The 24,115-nt window shown below is 68.4% G+C and carries 20 protein-coding genes, 2 tRNA genes and 1 riboswitch; of the genes, 15 read left to right on the plus strand and 7 right to left on the minus strand.

The window, feature by feature from the left end:
• Positions 1-4 precede the first annotated feature (4 nt).
• The 10 genes from LY41_RS18090 (at position 5) to LY41_RS18135 (ending at position 11,157) form a co-directional block, all read left to right on the plus strand.
• Positions 5-763 (plus strand): ESX secretion-associated protein EspG, encoded by a 759-nt coding sequence (locus LY41_RS18090; protein ID WP_253865230.1) that lies wholly within the window; start codon positions 5-7, stop codon positions 761-763.
• A 10-nt stretch (positions 764-773) separates the two neighbouring features.
• Complete coding sequence (locus LY41_RS18095; RefSeq protein ID WP_253865231.1) at positions 774-2,825, plus strand: acetoacetate--CoA ligase; 2,052 nt, start codon at positions 774-776, stop codon at positions 2,823-2,825.
• Between the two features lie 370 nt (positions 2,826-3,195).
• Positions 3,196-3,285: transfer RNA gene (locus tag LY41_RS18100), tRNA-Ser, on the plus strand.
• Positions 3,286-3,347: 62 nt separating this feature from the next.
• Positions 3,348-3,423, plus strand: a tRNA-Arg gene (locus LY41_RS18105).
• A gap of 1,042 nt (positions 3,424-4,465) precedes the next feature.
• The gene (locus tag LY41_RS18110) at positions 4,466-5,146 is read left to right on the plus strand and encodes a TetR/AcrR family transcriptional regulator (RefSeq protein WP_253865232.1); all 681 of its coding nucleotides are present in this window, start codon (positions 4,466-4,468) and stop codon (positions 5,144-5,146) included.
• 6 nt (positions 5,147-5,152) lie between these two features.
• Entirely contained in the window at positions 5,153-6,136 is a 984-nt protein-coding gene (locus LY41_RS18115; RefSeq protein WP_253865233.1) for an SDR family NAD(P)-dependent oxidoreductase, read from the plus strand.
• A complete protein-coding gene (locus tag LY41_RS18120; protein ID WP_253865234.1) occupies positions 6,126-7,778 on the plus strand; it encodes an AMP-binding protein in 1,653 nt (550 codons plus the stop codon). The genes LY41_RS18115 and LY41_RS18120 overlap by 11 nt, the downstream gene beginning before the upstream one ends.
• Before the next feature lie 25 nt (positions 7,779-7,803).
• Positions 7,804-9,306, plus strand: a complete 1,503-nt coding sequence (locus LY41_RS18125; protein ID WP_253865235.1) for a flavin-containing monooxygenase — start codon at positions 7,804-7,806, stop codon at positions 9,304-9,306.
• 19 nt (positions 9,307-9,325) lie between these two features.
• On the plus strand, positions 9,326-10,234 hold the full coding sequence (locus LY41_RS18130; RefSeq protein ID WP_253865236.1) for an SDR family oxidoreductase: 909 nt from the start codon (positions 9,326-9,328) through the stop codon (positions 10,232-10,234).
• A complete protein-coding gene (locus LY41_RS18135) occupies positions 10,231-11,157 on the plus strand; it encodes a patatin-like phospholipase family protein (RefSeq protein ID WP_253865237.1) in 927 nt (308 codons plus the stop codon). The genes LY41_RS18130 and LY41_RS18135 overlap by 4 nt, the downstream gene beginning before the upstream one ends.
• Before the next feature lie 436 nt (positions 11,158-11,593).
• On the opposite strand, the gene LY41_RS18140 is transcribed toward LY41_RS18135, so the two are convergent.
• From LY41_RS18140 to LY41_RS18170, 7 genes are all read right to left on the minus strand, one after another.
• Positions 11,594-12,868 carry a benzoate/H(+) symporter BenE family transporter gene (locus tag LY41_RS18140; RefSeq protein WP_253865238.1) on the minus strand — a complete coding sequence of 425 codons (1,275 nt, stop codon included), beginning with the start codon at positions 12,866-12,868 and terminating at the stop codon, positions 11,594-11,596.
• 206 nt (positions 12,869-13,074) lie between these two features.
• The gene (locus LY41_RS18145; RefSeq protein WP_253865239.1) at positions 13,075-13,596 is read right to left on the minus strand and encodes a flavin reductase family protein; all 522 of its coding nucleotides are present in this window, start codon (positions 13,594-13,596) and stop codon (positions 13,075-13,077) included.
• Between the two features lies 1 nt (position 13,597).
• Positions 13,598-13,954: a cupin domain-containing protein gene (locus LY41_RS18150; protein ID WP_253865240.1), complete on the minus strand. Its 357-nt coding sequence runs from the start codon at positions 13,952-13,954 to the stop codon at positions 13,598-13,600.
• On the minus strand, positions 13,951-15,423 hold the full coding sequence (locus tag LY41_RS18155; protein WP_253865241.1) for a 4-hydroxyphenylacetate 3-hydroxylase family protein: 1,473 nt from the start codon (positions 15,421-15,423) through the stop codon (positions 13,951-13,953). The genes LY41_RS18150 and LY41_RS18155 overlap by 4 nt, the downstream gene beginning before the upstream one ends.
• Positions 15,423-16,130 (minus strand): DUF2848 family protein, encoded by a 708-nt coding sequence (locus tag LY41_RS18160; protein WP_253865242.1) that lies wholly within the window; start codon positions 16,128-16,130, stop codon positions 15,423-15,425. The genes LY41_RS18155 and LY41_RS18160 overlap by 1 nt, the downstream gene beginning before the upstream one ends.
• A 128-nt stretch (positions 16,131-16,258) precedes the next feature.
• Positions 16,259-17,080, minus strand: a complete 822-nt coding sequence (locus tag LY41_RS18165) for a nitrilase-related carbon-nitrogen hydrolase (RefSeq protein WP_253865243.1) — start codon at positions 17,078-17,080, stop codon at positions 16,259-16,261.
• A 145-nt stretch (positions 17,081-17,225) separates the two neighbouring features.
• On the minus strand, positions 17,226-18,209 hold the full coding sequence (locus LY41_RS18170; protein ID WP_253865244.1) for an AraC family transcriptional regulator: 984 nt from the start codon (positions 18,207-18,209) through the stop codon (positions 17,226-17,228).
• A gap of 575 nt (positions 18,210-18,784) precedes the next feature.
• Positions 18,785-18,965: riboswitch (cobalamin riboswitch) on the plus strand.
• A 184-nt stretch (positions 18,966-19,149) separates the two neighbouring features.
• Here LY41_RS18170 and LY41_RS18175 point away from each other — a divergent pair.
• The 5 genes from LY41_RS18175 to LY41_RS18195 all read left to right on the plus strand — a co-directional run bounded on the left by LY41_RS18175 (position 19,150) and on the right by LY41_RS18195 (position 24,090).
• Positions 19,150-20,043 (plus strand): ABC transporter substrate-binding protein, encoded by an 894-nt coding sequence (locus LY41_RS18175; protein WP_253865245.1) that lies wholly within the window; start codon positions 19,150-19,152, stop codon positions 20,041-20,043.
• Between the two features lie 197 nt (positions 20,044-20,240).
• Complete coding sequence (locus LY41_RS18180) at positions 20,241-21,221, plus strand: FecCD family ABC transporter permease (protein ID WP_253865246.1); 981 nt, start codon at positions 20,241-20,243, stop codon at positions 21,219-21,221.
• Positions 21,218-22,273: a FecCD family ABC transporter permease gene (locus LY41_RS18185; protein WP_253865247.1), complete on the plus strand. Its 1,056-nt coding sequence runs from the start codon at positions 21,218-21,220 to the stop codon at positions 22,271-22,273. The genes LY41_RS18180 and LY41_RS18185 overlap by 4 nt, the downstream gene beginning before the upstream one ends.
• A complete protein-coding gene (locus LY41_RS18190; RefSeq protein ID WP_253865248.1) occupies positions 22,270-23,133 on the plus strand; it encodes an ABC transporter ATP-binding protein in 864 nt (287 codons plus the stop codon). Before LY41_RS18185 ends, LY41_RS18190 begins: the two co-directional genes overlap by 4 nt.
• A gap of 108 nt (positions 23,134-23,241) precedes the next feature.
• A complete protein-coding gene (locus LY41_RS18195; RefSeq protein WP_253865249.1) occupies positions 23,242-24,090 on the plus strand; it encodes an SAM-dependent methyltransferase in 849 nt (282 codons plus the stop codon).
• The last annotated feature ends 25 nt before the right edge of the window (positions 24,091-24,115 follow it).

Genomic DNA, 24,115 nt, shown 5'->3' on the forward strand with positions numbered 1-24,115 from the left:
GCGGGTGCGTGACGAGAGTTCCGGATGGATCACGCTCCACCCGGGCGAGTTCTACCTGCTGTGGCGGACGCTGGAGCTCGGCGACCCGCCTGTCGTGCTCGACGTGCCGCGGGCCGGTGCCACGGAGTCCCACCGCGCGGAGTTGGTCGGGCTGGCAGGCGAATCGCTGGCCGGCCGCGGGCTGGGCACGATGACGGCGCCGGACCGCGACCTCGTGGACCTGCTGCGCACGCTGGCGAATCCGGACGTGTCGGTGGACCTGAGCGCATCGGGCGCGGACGTATCGTTCCGGTCGTACGGCGCGATCGGCGAACGCGGCGCGGTGACGGTGGGCACGTCGGGGGAGGACGTGCTGGTCGGGCCGGTGCGGCCCGACCAGCTGATCCCGACGATGCTCGAGGCGCTGCCGGACGTCGAAGCGGCCCCGGGCGCGCCCGCGAACGTCGGCTTCGCGGAGTACCGCCGCGCCTGCCGCGCGGGCGAAGCCGAGGGCGCCAGCGGATTCCTGGACGCGTTGCGCGAGGCGGGCGTGCGGTCGTCGCAGGCCGCGATGTTCCTGCGCGCGGTCGAGGGCAGGCGTGCAGGCGGTTACGTCGGTGCCACGTCGCGCACGCGCGGGCGCACGCAGGGCACCGTGAACTGGGTCGATACCGAGCACGGCCGGTACGCGCTGCGTAAACTGGGGGACTGGGTCACCGTGACGCCCGCGGATGTGGCGAGATTGCGTGGCATGGCGGAGGAAATGGTCGACGACCTGACTTAGGGTCGCGGGCATGAGCACGCAGGGCGGCGACGCTACCGATACACCCACAGCAGCCACCACCTCCGCGGCAGCGGGCACGTCCGGCGGAACGGGCACCGCTCCCGAAGTCGTGTGGACGCCGACGCCGGAGCAGGTCGAGCGCACGCGCGTGGCGGATTTCCGCCGCTGGCTGGCCGGCGAGCGCGGCGTGACGACGAAGGATTACGCGCAGCTGCACGAGTTCTCGACGACGTCGCTGGGCGACTTCTGGTCCGCGGTCGCCGAGTACCTGGGTGTGATCTGGCACGACGAGCCCGGCCGGGTGCTGTCGGGGCCGGAGATGCCGGGCGCGACGTGGTTCGCGGGCGGCACGCTGAACTACGCCGAGCACGCCCTGACCGGCGGTGTCGCGGGTGCGGCGAAGGCCGACGACGAGGTCGCGGTGATCTTCGCCAGGGAGGACGGCCTCGAGCGGGATCTGACGTACGGCGAGCTGCGCGCCCGGGTGGCGGCGGCGCGCGCGGGCCTGATCGAACTGGGTGTCGGCAAGGGCGACCGTGTGGTGGCGCTGGCGCCGAACTGTCCGCAGACCCTGGTGGCGTTCCTGGCCGCGGCGAGCCTGGGTGCGATCTGGTCGTCGTGTTCGCCGGACTTCGGGGTGCGCGCGGTGGCCGACCGGTTCACGCAGATCGAGCCGAAGGTGCTGATCGCGGTCAACGGCTACCGCTACAACGGGCGGGCTTTCGACATCCGCCCGACCGTCGAGGAGCTGCACGGACAGTTGCCGGGGCTGGGCGCGACGGTGCTGATCGACTACGAGGACGGCGGCACCATGCCCGGTACGCGGGGCTGGGACGAGCTGCTGGCCGCCCACGAGGGCGCCGAGCTCGCCTTCGACGCCGTCGAGTTCGACCATCCGCTGTGGATCCTGTACTCGTCGGGCACGACCGGCCTGCCGAAGGGCATCGTGCAGGGCCACGGCGGCATCACGCTCGAACACCTGAAGGCCCTCGCGCTGCAGCAGGACCTGGGCGCGGGCGAACGGTTCTTCTGGTTCACCACGACCGGCTGGATGATGTGGAACTTCCTGATCTCCGGCCTGCTCGTGGGGTCGACGGTGGTGCTGTACGACGGCAGTCCCGGATACCCGGATCTGGGCGCGCTGTGGCGGTTGTCGGCGAGGCGCGGCGTGACGGTGTTCGGCACGTCGGCGCCGTTCGTGCAGACCTGCCTGAAGGCGCATCTGAGGCCGGCCGACGAGCTGGACCTGTCGGCGCTGCGGGCGATCGGCTCGACGGGAGCGCCGCTGTCGGAGGAGGGCTTCCGGTGGATCGCCGACGCGATCGGACCGGACGTGCAGATCTGTTCGGTGTCCGGCGGGACGGACCTGTGCACGGCGTTCGTCGGGCCGGCGCCGGACGTGCCGGTGTGGTTGGGTGAGCTCTCGTGCCGGAGCCTCGGTGCGGCGGTGCAGGCCTACGACGACAGCGGGCGCGCGGTCGTCGACGAGGTGGGCGAGCTGGTGGTCACCGAGCCGATGCCGTCGATGCCGGTGATGTTCTGGAACGACCCCGACGGCAGCAGGCTGCGGGCGGCGTACTTCGAGGATTTCCCCGGCGTGTGGCGGCACGGCGACTGGATCAAGATCACCAGGCGCGGGTCGGCCGTCATCTACGGCCGCAGCGACTCGACGCTCAACCGCGGCGGCGTGCGGATGGGCACCGCGGAGTTCTACCGCGTCGTCGAGAGCTACGACGCGGTCGTGGACTCGCTGGTGATCGACACGTCGGCAGCGGGCGAGGACGGCGAACTGCTGTGCTTCCTCGTGCTCGCCGAGGACGTCTCGCTGGAGGACCTGGAACCGGACCTGCGGAAACAGCTGCGCGGCGCGCTCTCGCCGAGGCACGTGCCGGACCGGTTCGTGGTGGTCGACGCCGTTCCCCGAACGCTGAACGGGAAGAAGTGCGAGGTGCCGGTGAAGAAGATCCTCTCCGGTGCCGACCCGGACCGTGCCGTGTCCCGCGACGCCCTGGCCAACCCGGATTCGTTGACCCCCTTCGTCGAGTACGCCGAACGCTCCTGACCCGCGTGTTGCGCCCTCGGGGGTGAGTGTTGTGCTCTCCGGGGCGCGTGTTGCGCCGTCCGGGGTCCGTGTTGCGCATTCGGGCGCCGAGCGGGCGGCAGGTGGGTACGGCGGGACCCCGCCTCCGGATCGGGTCCCGCCGTGCGTGCCGCGGCTGCCCGTTGGTGCGGCGACGTCGGCTGCGCCGGACGTGCCCGTGCTCGTGGCCGACCCGTGGAGGTGCGCCGCTGAGCCTGCACGGGGCGCATCCGCGGGCAGCGGTCACGCAGGTCATAGAGGTGACGGTGCGGTCACCTGCGCGAGAGGGGGGTGGCTGGAAGTTCGGTGAGGGGCATGCGTAAACTATGACGGCAGTGGTCGCGACGACCCGGGAGGCTTCGCCTAGTCCGGTCTATGGCGCCGCACTGCTAATGCGGTTGGGAGTGACCCTCCCTCGCGGGTTCAAATCCCGCAGCCTCCGCTGACACTCGGTCCACCCTGAGTGTTGGTCCCGACAACCCGTCGGGTACAATCGAAAATGACGCGCCTGTAGCTCAACGGATAGAGCATCTGACTACGGATCAGAAGGTTTGGGGTTCGAATCCCTACAGGCGCACCACGGTTTTTCCTGCTCACAGCCATGCCGACGATGTCGGCATGGCTGTTTCTGTTGGTGTGTCCCTGTAGTTGTAGGGCTGCGCTGGTGGCGGTATAGAGACGCCCGCGCGCGGGGTTTGTGTCATGGCATCGCCGATCGGGCGAGGCCGGGACATAGAGACGCCCGCGCGCGGGGTTTGTTGCGGCTGCGCGGGTGTGGCGGGCCTGCGGTTCGTGAGACCACGTGTCGTGGCGGTGGGTGTTGGTGTTCGAACGGTGCTCCGGCCCGGGGTGGACGTATCGCCGGTTGGCTGGTCTTCCCTGTTGATCCACTTCGTTGCAAATTTCGCAGCGTGCTTGTCGCGGTGACGTTGGGCGGCTTTCCTGGCTAACAGGACGTTGGCGACCGAGCGCGCCTTGCCGGGCGGGTGACTGGGCTAGCCCAGAACCATCTGTGTACGAGCCTGCCCCTCGGGCCATCACTGCCGCTTGCTGGCATGTGCGTGCCGCACTGGGCTATTGGTGAGCGCAGTCCATTCGCCGCCCGGCGGAGTCCTCAGATCTCGATGGCATGGAAGGTTGCGCTGGTGGCCGGGTCGCGCTGTCGTTGCCGGATGGTGGGTGGTTGGCACGTTCGTCAGTGGGCGTGGTTGATGTCTTTCAGCCAGGTTCGGACGGTCGTGTTGTGTTGGCCGAGGCGGGTTTGGCGTTGGCGGCAGTGGTCGGCGCGTTCGCTTTCAGTGCCACGAAGCATCTGAGTCGTCGCCGGGTCGCCAGCCACAACTGACCGGCCGGCTGATCGGGTCGCCGAAGACATCATGCGGCGGATCGACACCGGAGAATGGCCACCCGGGGCGTGCTTGCCGGTGCGATCAGCGCTGCGCGGCGAGTACGTGCACGGCCGAGGCGATCAAGGACGCGCTGATCACGCCGCTATGCCGCCATGTTCGGCACGTTGGAAACGGACCCCAGAAATTGAATCCAATTCAAGACATCCCTTGACGGGGCAGGCTGCCGGAACCTAGCCTCAAGTTATTGAATCTGATTCAAGACCTGGAGTGGTGATGGTTGTCAATCGGCGCGGTGAGGCGTCTCGTTCCGCGCTGCTGGCCGCGGGCAAGACCGCGTTCAGCAGCCGTCGGTACGAAGAGGTCTCGATCGTGGACTTGGCGCGCGAGCTCGGCGTGGCGGCCGGCTCGATCAGCTACCACTTCGGTGGCAAGCGGGGCTTCTACTTGGCCGTGCTCGAGGCTGCGGCAGACGAGTTCTGGGGCGATCTGCTGGCGATGCGCGGTCCCGCGCTGGACCGGTTGAGTCGCGGTGTCGACAGGTTGCTCGATGAGGCGGTGCAGCAGCCGGCGTCGTTCGAGGCGCTGATCGCTGATGTCGCCGATGTCGAGGTCCGCCAGATTCGTGAGCGGCATCGGGGTCAGCTGGCCGATGCGTTGGCCGTCGAGATGACCGGTTCGAGTTCGTCGGCGGTATTGCGCGCGGCGATCAGCGGGTTCCTGTCTTTCGTCGAGGGGTTGGTGTTGCATTGGCTGCACACCGACGAGATCACTCGTGTCCAGGTCAAGGATCTGATCATGGGCAACTTCTTCGGTGCCGCGATGAGCGCGTTGCGGGTCGATCCCGATATCGAACTTACCCAGCGAGCCATCGATGCCGCGCTCTCGGATGCGCACGGCTTTGGCCTGTTTGCGGGTTCCCCGGGCGTTTTCCATCAAGCCGAAACACCGGAGTGATCACTGATGTCTGCAATTCTGCCCACCGGTCCGTCGCGTATCGTCGGCACCCCGGTCGCACGGGCGCTGGCTTGGCTGATCGGGCCGCGGGGATTGCGCGATCAGGCCACTCTGCGCCGCGAGATACAGGGCAAGGTCGTCGTGATCACCGGAGCGTCTTTCGGGGTCGGCGAGGCGACGGCGAAATGGTTTGCCGGTGCCGGTGCACGGGTTGTCCTCGCCGCGCGGTCGGTTGATCGGTTGAGTGAGGTTTCCGACGAGATCGCCGCCGCCGGTGGTGAGGCCTACTCGTATCCGCTCGACCTGACGAGCGAGGATTCGGTGCGCGAATTCGCCGATGCGGTTCTGTGTGACTTCGATGGCGTCGACGTACTGATTCACAACGCGGGCAAGTCGCTGCGGCGCTCGATCCACCTGTCCTACGACCGGCCCAAGGACATCACCGCCACCACCGGCGCGAACTACCTGGGACCGATGCGGCTGACCCTGGCACTGCTGCCCGGTATGCGCGAGCGCGGCAGTGGCCATATCGTCAACATCTCGACGGTCGGCATCATGTTCCCCGTCGCGCCGAAGTGGAGTTTCTACCTGTCGTCGAAGCTGGCCTTCGACTGGTGGATGCGAGCGGTAGGCGCCGAAGCCCGTGCCGACGGCGTCACCTTGACCACCTTCTACGGCGGCCTGCTGCACACCAGGATGAGCGCGCCCAGCCGCTGGATGCGGGTGCTGCCGGGGCAGACTTCGCAGGACGCGGCCAAAGTGCTGGCCAAAGCCGTGGTGAACAAGCCGCGCACGATGACCCCGCTCTACGGCTTCCCGTCGGCGATCCTGGTGACGCTGCTGCGGCTGCCGCTCGAAGTGCTGGTGGAACGGATCTTCCGCAATCTCGGTGATACTCAGGCCTCGCTGTCGCGGCTGCGACCCGCCGCCGTTTCGCCACCGGTTGCGTCCGTCGGCGACAAGGCGGAGGTGGCCAGCGGTGCGCGCTGATCTTCGACACGGCCTCCGGCAGTGGGGTTCGGCACTGCCCGCGATCGCGAAGTCGGGAATGCTCGCACCGGTCGGCCCGCGCAAGGCGGCGGCCCTGGCCCGCAGCTTCTACCGATACGGGCCGACCCCGGCGATGTTGCTGGCGGCGACGGCGATCCGCCACCCGGACAAGGTCGCGATCATCGACGACGCCGGGGAGCTGACCTACCGGCAGCTGCAAGGGCGTGCCGAAGCGATCGCGGCCGCGCTGTTCGCGGCCACGGCGACGCCCCCCAGATCAGTGGGCATCCTCTGCCGCAACCATCGCGGGTTCGCCGAGGCGCTGGCCGCGGGCGCACAACTCGGCGCAGAACTGATCTTCATCAACACCGAACTCGCACCGGCGCAGTTGCACGCGATCCTGGCCAGGCACCAGCCCGACGTGCTGATCTACGACGACGAGTACGCTGCCGCCGTCGAGGACGCCTACTATCCGGGGTTGCGGGTGCCGGCCTGGCGTGAACCCAGCGCCGAAACCTCTGCGCTGCCCAGCCTCGACGACCTCGCCGCGCGCAGTGGTCCGGCACCGCCGCGGGTGCGTGGCACGGTCAAGCTGACCTTGCTGACCTCGGGAACCACGGGATTGGCCAAGGGGGTGCCGCGCGCGGTCAAGCCCACTGCGATCGTGCTGTTGGCCGTGACGGCGATGGCGATCGTGCGACTACGCACGACGGACCGGGTCTTGGTCGCACCGCCGATGTTCCACGGTTTCGGACTGCTCGCTCTACTCGGCCCGCTGGCCTTGGGCGCGACCGCGATCTGCCGCCGCCGATTCGACGCGCAGACCGCGCTGGACGATATTGCCCGCCACCGGGTCACGGTGGTGATGGCGGTGCCGGCCATGTTGCAGCGAATGTTGGCCGTGCCCGGTCTTACCGACAACGCGTCGGCGCGTTCAGCGCTGCGGATCATGGTCACCGGCGCGGCACCGATCGCACCGGCAACGGTGTCGGCGCTGATCGAGGAATTCGGGCCGATTCTGGTCAACGGCTACGGCTCGACCGAGGCTGGTCTCGTCACTATCGCCACGCCCCAGGACCTCGTTGCCGCACCCGACACGATCGGCCGGACCTTGCTCGGGGTGTCGGTGCGAATCCTGCGCGCCGACCGAACCGAGGCAGCCACCGGCGAGATCGGTGAGATCTTCGTCCGCAGTGGACTGGAGTACACCGGCTACACCCCCGACGCCGCCGCAACGGTGTCGTCGAAGGAGATCCTCGACGGCCACGTCAGCACCGGGGACCTGGGGCACTTCGACGCCGAAGGCCACCTGTTCATCGCTGGCCGCGCCGACGACATGATCGTCTCCGGCGGAGAGAACGTCTTCCCCGGCGAGGTCGAATACCGTCTCGTCGCGCACCCCGATATCACCGACGCCGTCGTGATCGGCGTCGCGGACGCCGAGTTCGGTCAGGTCCTCAACGCGTTCATCGTGCTCGGTTCCGGGGCTGCAACCCCGGCCGATGACGCCCTCAAGCAGCATGTGCGCCAAGGGCTCGAACGCTACAAGGTGCCCAAACGGTTCATCGTGGTCGACGAGATTCCGCGCAACGCAAGCGGCAAGGTTCTGCGGACGAAACTGCACGCCCCGACCGCGCCCTGATCCAGCACTTCAGAAAGGCCGGACCATGACTGTGAAGCCATATCGCGAGCCCTCGATCATCATCATCGGTGCCGGCGTCGCCGGAATCGCCGCCGCGGTGACATTCAAGAAGGCCGGGTTCGAGGATTTCGTTATCCTGGAAAAAGGCTCCGACGTCGGTGGGGTGTGGTTCTGGAATCGCTATCCGGGACTGACTTGCGATGTGCCCTCGCAGGTGTACCAGTTCGGGTTCGCCCCGAAGGCGGACTGGAGCCGGATCTGGGCCACCGGAGACGAAATCCAGCGTTATCACGCCGACGTGGTCGAGAAGTTCGGGTTACGCGAGCACTTGCGCCTGGACAGCGAGGTCACCGACGCGGTATTCGACGGGAACCGCTGGGACGTCACCGTCGCCGATGGCACCCGACACCGCGCGGACTTCGTCATCGCCGCGACCGGCGTACTGCACCATCCGTTCACCCCCGACATCCCGGGACTGGACGAATTTGCCGGTGACACGGTTCACACCGCGCGCTGGAACGACTCGATTGTCACCGAGGGCAAGCGGATCGCGGTGATCGGATCCGGCTCGACCGGTGTGCAGGTCGTGTCGGCACTACAGCCGGACGCGGCGACACTGACCCAGTTCGCCCGCTCCCCGCAGTGGGTGCTGTGGGCGCCGATGGGATTGCGACAGTCCTCGCTGGTGACCAAGGTGCTCTCGGCGTTCCCGGCTCTGCGCGATCGGGTCTACGGTGTGTCGCTGTGGGCGTCGGGGATTCTCGCCGACGTCGTCCTGCGTCCGACCTGGCGGCGCAGACTGGTCCAGCGATTCGCGCGCTGGTCGTTGCGCGCGCAGGTCCGCGACCGGAAGCTGCGCGAAACACTGACCCCCGACTATCAGCCACTGTGCAAGCGGCAGGTCGTCTCGGGCACCTACTACCAGGCCATCCAGGCAGCCAACGCGGAACTGGTCACCGAAGAGATCACCGAGATCACCCCGACCGGTATCCGCACCGCCGACGGGCGTGAGCACGAGATCGACCTGATCGTTTTCGCGACCGGGTTCCATCCGCACAACTACATGCGCCCGATGAACCTACGTGGCCGCGACGGGTTCACCATCGATCAGGCGTGGGAGAAGGGCCCACGCGCCTACCGCATGTCCGCGATCCCCGGTTTCCCGAACCTGTTCACGGTGCTCGGGCCGAATTCGCCGACCGGGTCGATCTCGCTGCAGTACGCCGCCGAACTCACCTCCCGCTACATCACCCGCTGGCTCGAGCGTTTCCGGGCCGGTGAGTTCGACACCGTCGAGGTCACCGAGGATGCCACCACCCGGTTCAACGACGCGGTAGCCGAGGCGATGGGCCCGACCGTGTGGAACACCGGCTGCAACTCCTGGTACTTCACCGAGCAGAACACCATCGACCTGTGGCCCTTCGACCGCAAGACGATGACCGCGATGCTCACCGAACCCGACGACCACGACTTCCTGATCAACCGAAACGCACCCGCGCGCGACTCCGCCGAATCATCGACCCGCTGAATCCAGAATGAGGACACAAATGTCCAGCAAACCCCGAATCGATCTCACCGGCGTCGTCGTCATCATCACCGGCGGCGGCCGCGGAATCGGCGCCGCCACCGCGCAGGCGTTCAGCGCGCGCGGTGCGCACCTGTGGATCGGCGACATCGACACCGATATCGCCTGCGCAACCGCAGCCTCGATCCCGCACTGCCGCAGCGCACGCCTGGACGTGACCAGCGCCGAATCCTGGCGTGAATTCCTCGCCGAAGTCATCGAGGAGGAAGGCCGAATCGACATCCTGGTCAACAACGCCGGGGTCATGCCGCTCGGCGGCTTCATCGAGGAAACCCAGTCCACCACCGATCTCATCCTCGACGTCAACGTGCGCGGTGTCATCAACGGAATGCGCGCGGTGCTGCCCAGCATGGCCGAAGCAGGGCGTGGCCACATTGTCAATGTGGCGTCGATGGCCGGGATGATCCCGATTCCGGGCATGGTCACCTACAACGGTTCCAAGTTCGCCGCGCTGGGGCTGTCGCTGGCCGCGCGCCACGAGTACGCGGGCACCGGTGTCACCGTGACCGCAGTGCTGCCCTCGGCAGTGCGCACGGAACTGTCCTCGGGCGCGACTCTGGGCAAGGGCATGCCGACGGTCGATCCCGAAGACGTCGCGCGTGCCGTCGTCGACAGCGTGCGGCGCAGGCCCGAACGGGTCTCGGTCCCGGGCTGGGTGGCGCCCGGCTGGTCACTCGTGCGGGCACTGGTTCCCCGATTCATCGAGAACGTCCTACGCCGCCTCGTCGACGACCGGCGTGCACTGAACGGGATCGACCCCGAGGGCCGACGTGCCTACCTCGACCGCATCGAACGTCATGCCCGGGAACACACCGCCACCGCCGAGACCACTTCCCAGCGCTCGCTAGCCCGCAAGACCGGCGTTCGATGACCACCCGGGCTCTGGTACTCGGCTGCGGCGGCACGATCGGCAGGGCGTGGACCATCGCGGCCTTGTGCGCGCTGTCCGAACAACTCCAGTGGGATCCGCGCACCGCCGACCTGTTGCAGGGAACCTCTGCAGGCGCCGAACTGGTGACCATGCTCGCCAGTGGCGTCGCGGTCGACGAACTAGTGGCTATGCAGCAGGGCAACGCCGATGACCCACGGCTGCGCTCCCACCACGCCGACACACCGCCGAGCTTGCCGCCCCTACCGCTTCCCCGACCGCTCAACCCGCGGCTGCTGCGCTCGCAGCGTGGGCTGGCCGCACTGGCCGGGATCGCTCCGATCGGCCGCGGCGACCCGAGCTGGCTGGCGCGCCTGGCCGACGGTTTCACCGCGGGCCGGGACTGGTTCGACCACTCTGCCGCTCGAATGGTCGCCTTCGACATCGATTCCGGAGAACGGGTCGCGTTCGGCGCTCCCGGTGCGCCCGCTGTATCACCGGCAACCGCCTTGCAGGCGTCCTGGTCGATCCCGGGTTGGATGCCGCCGGTCACCGCGCACCGCCGCACCTACATCGACGGCGGTGCGGCCTCGACCGTCTCGCTCGACCTGCTCGCCGACGACGACTTCGACGAGATCTACCTCATCGCCCCGATGGCCTCACCGGACCGAGCCCGCATCCCTGGCCCCGGCGGGTTCCTCGAAGACCGCTGTCTGCGCCGGCCGATGACCGGCGTCCTCGCCGCCGAGATCGCTACAGTCACCGCTCGCGGGACACGCGTGATCACGATCTGCCCTGGCATCGCAGACCTGGCGAACCTGCCGCCGAACTTCATGCACCGCAAGCGGCAGCACCAGGCGTTCACCCACTCGAGCCGCACCGCCCACGACACTGTCGCCGCCGCACTGGCGACCGATACCGGCTGAACCCATCCTTCGACGTCACCTTGATCAGGAACGCCACACATCGGATTCTCAAACAGGAATCCTTCAAAAGGAGACGAGATGTCGACCGACACCAAGCTGAACAGTCCCGGGTTCGATACCCCCTCGGCTTGTGTGTGATCGTCTTCGCGGCGCTGTGCGGCCCGCTGTCCTTGCTCCGGCCGAGCCTGCGCGCGATGTGTGGTTTGGCGGCCGGTCCCCGCGCGTATCGGCGGGAGCCGAGGCAGGATGAGACGGAGTACGAAGCGTCGCCTGCCGTCGCTGATGTGTTGGGCTCAGCTGGATGCTATCGGGACCCATTGTGGCGAATCACGGTTGAGCTGTCGGACCTCGAACAGCAGCTGTTGCCCACCGAGGGCCTCCTGACGGGGTGAATGCCGGACACATCCACTCCGTCAGGAGGTTCGCTTTCGGCCGCTCAGGCGTGTGAGCGGGTCTTGAAGTCGTCGAACTCGAGCAGGAGGGAGACGCCGAGGCCGGCGAGGAGTGCCCAGAAGGGGCTGGAGATGCCGAAGATCGTGACGTCACCCATGGCGACGACGAGGGCGACCAGCGCGCCGAGCTTGTATCGGCCTTCGGAGAACGCGCCCCGGAACGCGATGATGAGGACGCCGAACATCGCCAGTCCGGCGACGGTGGAGATGAGTTCACTCGGGAGTGCACTGACCACGCCCACGGCGATGCTGGCGAAGAAGCCGAACACGACGAAGATGATGCCGTTCACGACGGCTGCGGCGTAGCGACGGTTGTGGTGGGAACCGGCTTGGTCGGAGCCGCAGATGGCGGTCATCGGCCCGGCGATGCTGGCGTTGTGACCACCGAACCCGGAGACGAGCAGGCTGGCAGTTCCGCTGACCACGGTGATGTTGTTGACCGGCGGACGGTACTTCTCGGCGATGAGCACACCCATGGATTGGATGTTCTCCGCCTGGATCACCAGTGCGAGCGGGATTCCCACGCCCAGCATGGTCAGCGGGTTGAAGTCCACGCCGGCCCAGGTGGGCAGGGTGAAGTCGGTGCCGACCTGGGCCGAGGCGAACGAGTCGGTGAGCACGGCTGCGACGATGCCGAATGCGAGGGCGCCGATCACTCCCGGGACCGCCTTGACGAAGCGGCTGAGCAGGAGGAAACCGACGACTGCGGCACCGACCAGGAACGGCCGGGTCTCGGCGGCGCCGACGATGCTGAGCGCGTACTTGAACAGGACACCGCCGATCATGGCCATCAGGATCGGCATGGGTAGCCAGCGCACCAGGGTGCGGACGAAGCCGGACAGTCCGAGGAGTAACACCAGGACGCTGGCGGTGAAGTAGGCGCCGATCATCTCCGGGAGGGAGTGGTCGGCCAGGCTGGAGACGACCAGCGCCGCCGCGGGAATGCTCCACGCGCCGACGATCGGCTGTTTGTAGTACAGCGCCATGATCAGCGAGATGAAACCGCCGACCAGGTAGACCGTGCTGACCCAGGACACCGTTTGTGCGGTGGTGAGTCCGGCGTTGGTGGCGCCGTTGACGACGATCAGTGCCGGGCCGGTGCAGCCGAAGACCGCGGCGACGACACCGGCGCCGATCGTCGAGACGTTGAGGGAACGTCGGAGACCCCGCAGCCCGGCGCGATAACCCGGGCCGCGTTCGATGAGCCGGTCGGGCTCGCCGGAGCCGCCGATCTCCTGGTCTTCGATGCTCTGGGACATACGTGTTCCATTCGTCAGGCTGCATCCCGTGGGTGCAGCTCGGCTGATGCGGAAAAGACCGACGCGCCCGTCCCAGTGGCGTCGGTGCGGCGGCATCGGCGACAACGCCGGGCGGATCGGAACCCGAGCGACCGGTGTCGCGAGAAGCGTGGCCGAGGTGGCCCCGTCCGCCCCGGGCCGAGGCTCCCGGCCCGGGGCGGAGGCGATCAGAAGAACCAGTGCTCGGGTTCGGCGCCGTGGGGCGTGATGTCGCTGAAGCGGCCTTGATAGAAACCGAGCGGGTCGCCGTCCCGGGTGCACACGTCGGTGACCCTGCCGAAGACCACCGTGTGATCGCCGGCTTCGACGACCTGTCCGACCTCGCAATCGAGGTGTGCCAAGGCATTCGGCACCACCGGAACCCCGTGGTCGCCGTACTCCAGGCCGAGGCCGCCGAAATGGTCCTCGCCACGCCTCGCGAACCGCATGGCGATCGGCTGTTGCCGTTGCGAGAGCAGGTTGACGACGAAGCGTCCCGATTCGGTGGCCGCCGTGGCACTGCGCGCGCCGTGGTTGAAACACACCAGCAGCAGCGGCGGATCCAGCGACACCGAGGTCAACGAGTTCATGGTCATGCCATGGGGGATGCCGTCGGACTCGGTGGTGATGACCGCGACACCGGTGGCGAAGCGCCCCATGGTCTGCCGCATCGTGGCGGGGTCGACCAGTTGCGAAGTCATGGCGGTCATCTCACTGCTCCGCCGGCGCCGGGTACCGGACCTCGTAGGTGGTCACGCCCTCCTCGGAGCGCCACGGTCCGTGCGGCATGCCCGGCGGCCGGCAGGCGAACTGGCCGGCGTGGAAGGTCTGGCCCAGCGTCAGGTCCGTGAAGGATCCCTCGACGATGTAGACCTCCTCCCAGAAATCGTGTTTCTGCACCCCGATCGGAGTCGAGTCGGCACCCGGCTCGTAGCGCAGGATCCTGGTGGCGACGCCGGTCGCCGGGTCGGTGGCGAGGATCCGTTCCTTGATCAGCGGATCGTCGCCGGGGCACAGCGTGTACTCGATGTCGGTGATATCGGTGAATTCGATTGCGGGCTTGCTCATCGCGCTGCCTCCATGCCGGTGCTGTCGTAGCTCGCGAGGAAGTCGTCGACCTCGGCGAGCGGCTGGTCGTAGCCGTAGTTGCGGTAGGCGTAGCCCTTCACGACGAAGGGCGCGCCCGCGTAGAAGAGTTCGTACTGCTGGTGCCGGCCGGCGAACTCCGACCCGATGGCGTCCCAGACCAGCTTGAACAGCTTGATCCGTTCCTCGGCGGAGGTGCCCGGGCTGCTGACGTAGCGGTCCATGTGTTCGCGGGTCGCCTCGCTGCGCAGTTCCTCGACGCTCGCGGGAAGCTGCAGGACGCCGCCGCCTGCGAGGTCGCGCAGGATGCCGATCACCCGTGGGTGGATCTCGGACTGCAACCCCATGGCCCCGTACAGTGCGCGCGCTCCGGGACGGCACAGCCCCTGGTCGTCGCTCTCGGCGGTGTGTTCGGCGGCGAGCACACCAGATTCCACAATCGACACCAGACTGGCCAGTTCGCCCAGCTTCTCCACGACGCCGGGGAATTTGTCGACGCCGTTGACCTCGGCGACCTTGCGCGCCAGCCCGGCCAGGAAGCGCAGCTTGGTGGCGAATCGGATCTGGGCCTGCCAGTTCCCGAGAACATGGGCTCCGGTGCCGAAGAACTGCTGGCGGAGGCCGGGCACGTCCTTGTAGACGAAGACGTTCTCCCAGGGGATGAAGACCTCGTCGAACACCAGGAGGGCGTCGGTCTCGTCGTAGCGTGACGTGAGCGGGTAGTCGTACTCGCTGCTCGCTCCGGGGGCGTAGGGGCGCCGGCAGTACAGCGTCAGCCCGTCGGTGTCGACCGGGACGGTGAAGCTGACCGCGAAGTCCTCGTCCTCGGCCTGCAGGGGTTTGATGCAGGAGACCAGGATCTCGTCGGCCACCGCGCCCCCGGTGGCGAGCATCTGCGCGCCCTGCACGACGATCCCGTCGGGCCGTTCCTCCTTCACGCCGACCTGGATGAAGTCGCCTTCCCAGGCGTGCGCCGTGGTGGCACGGGAGACCTGCGGCGGGATGATCGAGTAGGAGACGTAGAGGTCGTCGTCGACCACGCGGCGATGGAAGGCGCGGACGTTCTCGGCCAGATTCTTGCCGGGACCCCGGTCGTCGGCGAATGCCTCCGGATGGCTGGAGAATGCGGCGAGGAAGGCGCCGACGTGGTCGGGAGAGCGTCCCACGAAACCGTGGGTCTCGGTGGCCCAGACCTGAGCAGCTTCCCGGTAGGCCGTCAACTCCTCGGCGTCACGTGGCGGGAGGAAGAGGCGGTTGGCGACCCGTCCGGTGACCGGATCCTCGGTCTGCATGTTGTTGGCAGGATCGCCGGCCAGATCGAAGAGGCGCCCGATCGTGTGGGCGATCGGCGCGAAAGCCGGGTGCTCGACGACGTTCTTGACCGGCTCACCGTCGACGATGACGCGGCGGCCGTCCTCGAGTGACTGCAGGTAGTCGGTACTGGTACGCATCAGTTTTCCCTCACAGAACTGGTGTAGGTGAGTTCGACGGCTGGCTGACCGGGAACGTGGAGGCGCATCCGCCATTCCCGGCCGAACCGGAACCCGCCGCCGAGGAGCGGCATCGTCCCTCCGAAAAGGACGAGATCGTCGGCGTCGGTGTCGAAGTCGGTGTCGAAGTCGGTGCCGGCGCCGAAGGAGTCCCATTCGGCGAGGACCTGGGTGATGGGAAGCAGTTGGGCGAGGGCGCCGTCCTGGTAGAGCTCGCCGTCCAGCCAGCAGCCGGCCGTGATCTCGTCCCACGGAAGCGACTCGGGCCGGTCGCCCAGGTCGAGGACGGTGCCGGCCATCGGTTTCGGGCATGCGCCCTTGGACGTCTTGATGTCGTCCCGTTCCAGCGCCCGGTCGGTGTGGTCGCTGCCCACCGTCAGGTAGTGGCGCCCTTCGCTGCGGATGAGGACGGGCTCGACTTCACCCGAGGTCTGCTCCCCGGCGACCTCGACGTCGTTGGCCACGGTGAGCAGGTCGGTGTCCAACTCGTAGAAGGCCGGGATGCTGTCCGGCTCGGGGACACCGATGGCTGCGAGTTCGTCGATGTGGTGCCGGACTGCGGCCTGGTCCCGTCCGGTGTAGCCGGCGACGACGAGGCGGCCGGGTGTCACGTCGACCGGCTCGCCCTCGACGGTTCGTAGCCGGATCGCGGCGGCTGTGCGGGTCATGATTCTCCTTGCGTGCCGGTGGTTGCGTTCGGAATGAGGAATGGCGCCGGGAACCTGCCGGAGTGGCGCCGGGACGTGGGCACCGACGTGGGCACCGACGTGGGCACCCATGTGGGCACCGACGTGGGCTACGACGCGGGCACCGGGGCGGGCGCAGGGGCCGGCACCGGCCAGCGCCGGTCCGCGAGTGCGGAGAATTCGGCGCGCATCTTCTGCGGGAGAGCGGAATCGACGTCGGCGTAGGTGAAGCCTTCTTCCGTGCCTGCCTCCACCAGAACCTCGCCGGTCGGCGCGACGACCCGACTGTGACCACCGAGCGCGACGTCGTGCTGCCGGCCGACGGCGTTGCAGGCGATCAGGGTGGCCTGCTGTTCGACGGCACGGACCGAGGTGAACAACCGCCAGTGCTCGAGCCTGGCCGCAGGCCAGGCGGCGCATACGAGCAGCTGCTCGGCGCCGTCGTCGACGAGGCTGCGGAACAGTTCGGGGAACCGCAGGTCGTAACACGTGGTGATGCCCGCGGTGGATCCGGCGACGTGACCCACACCGAGTTGATCGCCTGGGGTGAGCAGCTCCGATTCCCGCGATCCGTAGCCGAACAGGTGCACCTTGCGGTAGGTCGTGACGACGGCCCCGTCGGGGGCGACGACGGCCGAGGTGTTGTGGAGGCGGCCGTCGGAACCGGCCTCCACGAAGCTTCCGAGATGGACGAACAGGTCGAAGGCACGCGCCCACCCGCGTGCGGCCGTGAGGGTGGGACCGTCGAACGGCTCGGCGCGGGACGCGTACTCCTCGAACGAGAAGTATCCGGCGGTCCACATCTCCGGAAGGATGAGCACGTCGGTGTCGTGAAGACCGTGCTCGGCGTCGATCATGCCGGTCACGCGGGCGATCCGGTCCTCGACGGACTCCTCGCCCGGACTGGCGAGTTGAAGGAGTGCGATCTGCATTCCTCCACCATCGCGTGATGCAAGGCACACGGATATCGGATGAACGCCGAGCCGTTCTCGGAATTACGCAGCATCACGCAGCGGGCCGCACCGCGGGCAGGAACTGGATCGAGACCGTGGGTCAGTGCCGATTCGAGACCGTGGGTCAGTGCCGTGTGGCCAGGAGTTTCGAGGGTGTGGTGCCGAAACGGCGGCGAAACGCGGTGCCGAACTCGCCGAGGTGGAAGAAACCGCAGCGGTAGGCGACATCGGTGACCGACAGCCCGAGTGCTCCCGTGGTCAGCAGCGCATGTGCGCGTTCCAGCCGCTGCTGGCGGAGCCATTGCAACGGTGAGGAACCGATCTCGCGCCGGAACGCCTGCTGCAGGGTTCGGACACTCGTGTCGCATGCCTCGGCGACGGCCGTGACGGCCAGTGGTTCGCTCAGCCGCTCGAGCATGAACTCCATCGCCTGGCGTACGCGTGGCGAGTTCGGCCGACTCCGAGCGGTGTCGGTCATGCGGGTCCGGTTGTTCGGCTGGGTGACGAGCAGCGTCTCGAGAATCAATTGCTCGAACTGCCACACCAGTTGCGGGTGATGGCCGGTGGTCTCGGAGCCGACGAGGCTCAGTGCCGATTCCAGCAGGCCGTCGAGCGTCGCCACGTCCGGAGCGAGCGGGAGGTCGAAGTCGACGGGACCGATGTCGCCGGTCAACGCCGCCGCGGCGGACTCGACTCGATCGCGGTCGAGCCGGATGACCAGTTGGTCCCAGGTCGGGCCGAAGTCGAACGCGAACTCGCGGTGGGGGCCGATGATGACGCCGCGGTCGGGCGAAGCGGTGGCGACGTCGTTGCCGTAGCGGAACGTGCCGTGGCCCGACAGGGGAAGCGTGAGCAGATAGTCGTCGAGTGCGCCGTCGCCGGAACTGACGGTGACTTCGGTGCCGTAGCGCAGCCGATTGACCGAGGTGTCCTGCAGCCGGACGTGCACCAACCTGGTGGCGAGGTGCGAGACGCCGCTCTTCACGGTGAGGGAGTGGGGACGCAGCGTGCCGGTGCAGGCGTCGACCGTCTGTCCGGCGTCGTCGGTGTCGTCCAGGATGGCGCGGCCGCGATGCTCCGCGAGTTGCGCCAGCGACGGGGCACTCATCTCATCACCTCATGACAGGTGAGCCGTGTGAGCTCGGGTGCTTCCTCGGGCGGGAAGTTCATCCTGTGCGATGTTGTGCGCTGCGTCAACGGTCAACGGTCAACGGTCAACGGTCAACGGTCAACGACGAAGGACCGCGGGCAGCCGGCCGTGCGACGACCGACCGGCCGGTCGGGTTCGTGGCAGAAGATGCCGACCCTCAGGCCTACCGGCCAACCAGTCGGTTGGACGTCCCGTGAGTGCGGCGTCGCGCATGACCACGATGACCGCAGGGCGTGGTGAGCGTCCGGCCACAGTGGACTCTCGTGGTGCCGTGGTCTTCCTCGGTGACCCGCGTGGAGTCCGCCGCGGTCCGGCTCGCCACGTGCCGGGTCCGGCGCAGGCCACCGGTGGTCGATCGCGGGTTTCGAGGACACGGCATGCGACGCCCCGGTCGGTGCCGACGTCGGTACCCGATGCCGATGGCCCGGTGTCCAATGTGGTCTGTGGTGACGCCGGGTCCGCAACTGTGCCGGGCCCGTAATCGTGCCGGTTCGGTGTGGGGTCCGACACATCCTGGAGTGTGGACGGGTCTGTTACGTTCATCGGGCCGTGGTGATCGGGAATCCGGTGGCAAACCGGAGCGGCCCTCGCCACTGTGATCGGGAAGTGCTGTGCCACTCGACGAGTGGGTCACTGGAACGAATGTTCCGGGAAGGCAGGCGCAGCGCGGCAGGACCCGTCAGCCAGGAGACCGGCCACGGCACCGTACGACCCGATTCCACGAGGACCTGGAAGGGTGGGCTGACACTTGTCATTGCCACCGCACCGTGTGCGCACTGCTGTCGCGATACTCGCCGGGTGCGCCCTGGCACTGGCCGGTTGCGCTCCGCCGGAACCCCGCTCGGCTGCCACGGGCGCCGACACGACCAGCAGGAACAACTGCGGGATCGATGTGTCCGTGGCGGATCCGCCGGAGCGCGTCTACGCGGCCTATCAGCCTGCGATCGAACTCGCCCACGCACTCGGCATCACCGACCGGCTCGTCGGGACGGCGTTCCTGGACGCGAAGGTCCTGCCCGAGTACGTGGACCAGCAGGCGGACGTGGATTACGTGCCCAGCCTCCCGAGCAGGGAGGCCCTGTTGCACACCGAGCCGGACTTCGTGCTGTCCGGATTCAACGGCTTCTTCGCAGAGGAGAGCGCGGACAGCTCGGTCGGCACCCGTGCGAGCCTGCGCGAATTGGGTGTACAGAGCTGGATTCTCTCGCCGCTCTGCCCGAGCGAGGACGGTCTCACCGACCGGTCGATCGACCCGGCCGAGGTGGAGGTCGAGACCATCTACCGGGACCTGCGTGACCTCGGCGCGCTGTTCGGTGTCGAAGACACCGCGGCGGAGGTGATCGGCGATCTGAAGGAACGGATCGCCGCGGTCGAGGACAAGGTCGCCGACGCCGACCGGCCGTCGGTCGCCATCGTCTCGCCCGAGGCGGACGGCAGTTACCGGGTCGCGAGCGGGACCGACTTCGGGTCGCACATCATCGACCGTGCGGGCGGCACGAACGTGTTCGGCGACCTGGCGGAGAAGCGCAATGTCGAGATCGGCGCCGAGAAACTGGTCGAGCGTGACCCCGACGTCATCCTGACCGACGCGTGCTGCGACGGGCAACTGACCGAGCAGGACGCGCGATCCGAGGTCGGGGCCATCGAGGGTGATCCGGCGCTGGCAGGCGTGACCGCAGTAGCCGACGACGCCGTGCACCCGTTCCTGTTCGCCAACCGCTCCGCGGGAATCCGTGCCGCACACAGCATCGAGCTGGTCGCGTCGCTGCTCCACCCCGATCTCGTTGACTAGCGGCGGCCTCGTTGACTAGCGGCGGCGTGGCCGACGCCGGAACGGCCCGGTCAGCGCGGTCTCGCCCGGGCAGCGGCGGACCGGGCGACGGCGGCCAGGATGACAGCGGCGGAGCGGACGACGGCGGCGGACCGGGCGATCGGGGAACCGCTCCGTGTTCCGGCCCGGGCTCGCCGAACGGCGGCCGGTCCTCGACCGTGGTGCGGGCGGCCTCGGCGGTACTGCTTCTCGTGGCGACCTGCGTGCTGTCCCTTGTGGTCGGTACGTATCCCGCTTCGGTCTCGAGCGTGCTGTCCGCGGTCGTATCGCCCGGAAACGGCGGCGACGTGGACGCGATCGTGTGGCACGTGCGGATCCCGCGGACACTCACCGGACTGCTGGCGGGCAGTGCGCTGGGCGTCGCCGGTGCACTCATGCAAGGCCTCACCCGTAATCCGTTGGCAGGTCCGGGAATTCTGGGCATCAACTCCGGAGCATCGTTCGCCGTCGTGGTGGCGATCGGTCTCGGTGTGACCGCCGTGAACGGCTACCTGTGGTTCGCGTTCGCCGGTGCCGGGGTGGCCGCGGTGGTGGTCTACACCCTCGGCTCGCTCGGCGGAGGCGGTGCGACGCCGGTGAAACTGGCACTGGCAGGGGCGGCGCTGACCGCCATGGTCGGGTCGATGACCACGATCGTCACCCTGCTCGACGCGGCCACGCTCGACGAGTACCGATTCTGGGCGATCGGCTCGCTCACCCGTGCCGGGAGCGACGCGCTGGCCACGGTCGGCCCGTTCCTCGCGGCCGGTTCCCTCCTGGCGGTGGCGGTCGGCGGCAGTCTCAACCTGCTCGCGCTGGGGGAGGACATGGCGCGCAGCCTGGGGGCGCGGCTGGTGGTCGTCCGGGTGCTGTCGGCCGTCGCGGTCCTGCTGCTCGCCGGGGCGGCGACCGTGATCGCAGGCCCGGTCGGATTCGTCGGTCTGGCCGTCCCGCACATCGCACGAGCTCTGACCGGACCCGACTACCGGTGGATCATGCCGTACTGCGTAGTGCTGGGACCGATCCTGCTGCTGCTCGCCGATGTGGTCGGCCGGATGCTGGTGCAACCGGAGCAGCTGCAGGTGGGCATCGTGACCGGGCTCGCGGGTGCACCGTTCTTCCTCTACCTGGTACGCCGTCGGAAGGTGGCACAGCTGTGACGGCCACCCGGCGAGACACGTTCCACGTGCGCATCGCCCGCCACGGCCTCGTGTTCCGGTTCAGCCGGCGCTCGACGGTGCTGACGTCGGTGCTCTGGCTGTGTGCCGGGGGAGTCCTGGCGCTGTCCCTCGGTCTCGGGGAGTTCGACCTGCGGTTGGCCGACACCCTGCGGGTGCTCGGAGGTGGCGGCACCCTCATCGAGTACGACGTCGTCGTCCGGGACCGGCTGCCGCGCGCGGTGACCGCACTCGGGGTCGGCGCCGCGTTCGGCGTCTCCGGGGCGATTCTGCAGCGGATCGCAGCGAACCCACTGGTCAGTCCGGACGTCATCGGAGTGAACGCCGGTGCGTCCTTCGGCGCCCTGTTCGTGATCACCGTCCTGGGCGGTGCGGGAGCGAGCCTCGTGCTGGGCGCGCTGGCCGGAGCATTGCTGACCGGAGCGGCGATCGTCCTCATCGCACTCAACCACGGGCTCAGCGGCTACCGGCTCGTGCTGGTGGGCATCGGGATCGCGGCCATGCTCTCCTCGGGGACGTCCTATCTGCTGATCCAGGCCGACTACCGCCAGGTGCTGAACGCGGCGTCCTGGCTGACCGGAAGTCTGGCCAACCGCGGGACCCTGCACGTCGCGGTCATCGCCGGCACGCTAGCGGTCGTCGTGCCGGTGCTGCTGGTGCTCGGCCGTCACCTCCGGGTGCTCGAACTGGGCGACGATCTGTCCCGCGCCCTGTCGGGAGGGACGCGGAGGATCAGACTGAGCCTGATCACCACTGCCGTCGTCCTCGCCGCGATGGCCACCGCGGCAGCCGGGCCGATCGGATTCGTCGCGCTCGTCGCACCACAGATCACGCGCAGGTTGCTGCCGGGACGGCCGGTCCCGCTCGGGACGGCCGCAGCGACGGGCGCACTGCTCGTGATCGGCTCGGACCTCGCGGCCCGGCTCCTGTTCGCGCCCACCGAACTTCCCGTCGGCGCCGTGACCGGAGTCATCGGCGCACCGGTTCTGCTCTACCTCCTCGCCCGTGCCAACCGGATCGGACACACCGGATGAACCCTGATTCGACCCCGGCCACCACGCTGTCGGCCACCACGCTGTCGGCCGGCACGCTGTCGGCCAGTGCGACGGCCACCACGCTGTCGACCAGCGATCTCACCCTCGCCTACGGGGACCGTCACGTCGTCCGCGACGTGTCCGTCGCCGTGCCGCCCGGCCGGATCACGGTGATCGTCGGCGCCAACGGCAGCGGCAAATCCACCCTGCTGCGAGGGCTCGCACGGTTGATGGCCCCACGCCGCGGTTCCGTCCTGCTCGACGGCCGCGACATGGCGCGGCTGGGAGCCCGAACCCTGGCCCAGCGCCTCGGGCTGTTGCCGCAGCAGCCGCTCGCCCCGGACGGCATCACGGTGTCGGACCTCGTCGGCCGCGGGCGACATCCGCACCAGCGCTGGTTCCGTCAGCACACCGAGGCCGACAGCGCCGCGATCGCAGCCGCGATGGAGGCCACCGGCATCACTGACCTCGCCGAGCGGCCGGTCGACGAACTCTCCGGTGGCCAGCGGCAACGGGCGTGGCTCGCGCTCGCTCTCGCCCAGGAGCCCGACGTCATGCTCCTCGACGAACCCACCACCTACCTCGACCTGGCCCACCAGGTCGATCTGCTCGAGCTGCTCACCCACCTCAACGCCACGCTCGGCCGCACCACGGTCCTCGTACTGCACGATCTGAACCTCGCCAGCCGCTACGCCCACCACCTCGTCGCCGTCAAGGACGGCCGCATCGCCGCCGAAGGACCCCCTGCCGACGTCCTCACGCCGGACACCATCGAATCCGTCTTCTCGCTGAGCTGTGCCGTCATCAACGACCCGCTCACCGGAACGCCGATAGCCCTGCCCCGGCCGCAACCCCGTTGATCTCGGTTTCGACCCCGGTGCCGTGACCGCCGCACCGGCGGTTGGGCTACGCTGCGTACCCGAGGTCCCCTGCCGTCGTGACGTTCCCGTGTAGCGAGGTCAGCTCGAATGTCCGCTTCCCGCTCCGAGTCCGAATCCGCCCAGTCCGGCGTGGTGAGCATCGACACCACGACGCCGAGCATCGCCCGCGCCTACGATTACGCCATCGGCGGGAAGACGAACTACGAGGTCGACCGTGAGCTGATCCACCGCATGGACGAGGCCGTGCCGGAGGTCCGCCAGATCGCGATCAGCAACCGGATGTTCCTCATCCGGGTCGCGCGCTTCCTCGCCGCCAAGGTGGGCCTCGACCAGTTCCTCGACTGCGGTTCCGGACTGCCGACCGCGGAGAACACGCACGAGGTCGTGCAGCGGCTCAACGACGAGGCGCGCGTGGTCTACGTCGACAACGACCCCGTGGTGCTCGCGCACGGCCGCGCGATCCTCGAGGAGAACGCCCACACCCGCTTCGTCGGCGCCGACATCTTCCGGCCCGAGCAGGTGCTCGACAACGCGACGGTCCGGGAGTTCCTCGACTTCTCCCGGCCGATGGGGTTGTTGCAGGTGGCCACGCTGCACCACCACGACGCCGAGTTCGGCCTTCCGCCCGCCGACGTCATGCGCGCCTACATCGACGCGCTGCCGTCGGGTTCCTACGTCGCGTTCACGCACTTTCTCGATCCGGAGAACGAGCACACCGAGACCGCCATGCGCGTGCAGGAGATCATGCGGGGCGCGGGCGGTACCGGCCGTGGCTACTGGCGGACGCGCGCGGAGATCATGGAGATACTCGGGGGTCTCGACCTGATCGAACCGGGCCTGGTCGTCAACGACGACTGGTGGCCCGACGGACCCCGCGTGGACGAGCTGCCGTCCGCGGCCCACTGCATCGCCGCCGCCGTCGGCCGCAAGCCGTAGCGGTGTGATTCGCGCCGCGCGGCAG

It is taken from the genome of Prauserella halophila (assembly GCF_024171895.1).
GTDB lineage: Bacteria > Actinomycetota > Actinomycetes > Mycobacteriales > Pseudonocardiaceae > Prauserella > Prauserella halophila.

Excerpts from the sequence above, each read along its gene's own strand:
- LY41_RS18190 (WP_253865248.1), top strand. The coding sequence starts at position 22,270 with ATGAACCCTGATTCGACCCCGGCCACCACGCTGTCGGCCACCACGCTG.
- LY41_RS18150 (WP_253865240.1), bottom strand. The coding sequence starts at position 13,954 with ATGAGCAAGCCCGCAATCGAATTCACCGATATCACCGACATCGAGTAC.
- LY41_RS18110 (WP_253865232.1), top strand. The coding sequence starts at position 4,466 with ATGGTTGTCAATCGGCGCGGTGAGGCGTCTCGTTCCGCGCTGCTGGCC.
- LY41_RS18115 (WP_253865233.1), top strand. The coding sequence starts at position 5,153 with ATGTCTGCAATTCTGCCCACCGGTCCGTCGCGTATCGTCGGCACCCCG.
- LY41_RS18095 (WP_253865231.1), top strand. The coding sequence starts at position 774 with ATGAGCACGCAGGGCGGCGACGCTACCGATACACCCACAGCAGCCACC.
- LY41_RS18170 (WP_253865244.1), bottom strand. The coding sequence starts at position 18,209 with ATGAGTGCCCCGTCGCTGGCGCAACTCGCGGAGCATCGCGGCCGCGCC.
- LY41_RS18130 (WP_253865236.1), top strand. The coding sequence starts at position 9,326 with ATGTCCAGCAAACCCCGAATCGATCTCACCGGCGTCGTCGTCATCATC.
- LY41_RS18125 (WP_253865235.1), top strand. The coding sequence starts at position 7,804 with ATGACTGTGAAGCCATATCGCGAGCCCTCGATCATCATCATCGGTGCC.
- LY41_RS18140 (WP_253865238.1), bottom strand. The coding sequence starts at position 12,868 with ATGTCCCAGAGCATCGAAGACCAGGAGATCGGCGGCTCCGGCGAGCCC.
- LY41_RS18145 (WP_253865239.1), bottom strand. The coding sequence starts at position 13,596 with ATGACCGCCATGACTTCGCAACTGGTCGACCCCGCCACGATGCGGCAG.
- LY41_RS18155 (WP_253865241.1), bottom strand. The coding sequence starts at position 15,423 with ATGCGTACCAGTACCGACTACCTGCAGTCACTCGAGGACGGCCGCCGC.
- LY41_RS18135 (WP_253865237.1), top strand. The coding sequence starts at position 10,231 with ATGACCACCCGGGCTCTGGTACTCGGCTGCGGCGGCACGATCGGCAGG.
- LY41_RS18160 (WP_253865242.1), bottom strand. The coding sequence starts at position 16,130 with ATGACCCGCACAGCCGCCGCGATCCGGCTACGAACCGTCGAGGGCGAG.
- LY41_RS18195 (WP_253865249.1), top strand. The coding sequence starts at position 23,242 with ATGTCCGCTTCCCGCTCCGAGTCCGAATCCGCCCAGTCCGGCGTGGTG.
- LY41_RS18165 (WP_253865243.1), bottom strand. The coding sequence starts at position 17,080 with ATGCAGATCGCACTCCTTCAACTCGCCAGTCCGGGCGAGGAGTCCGTC.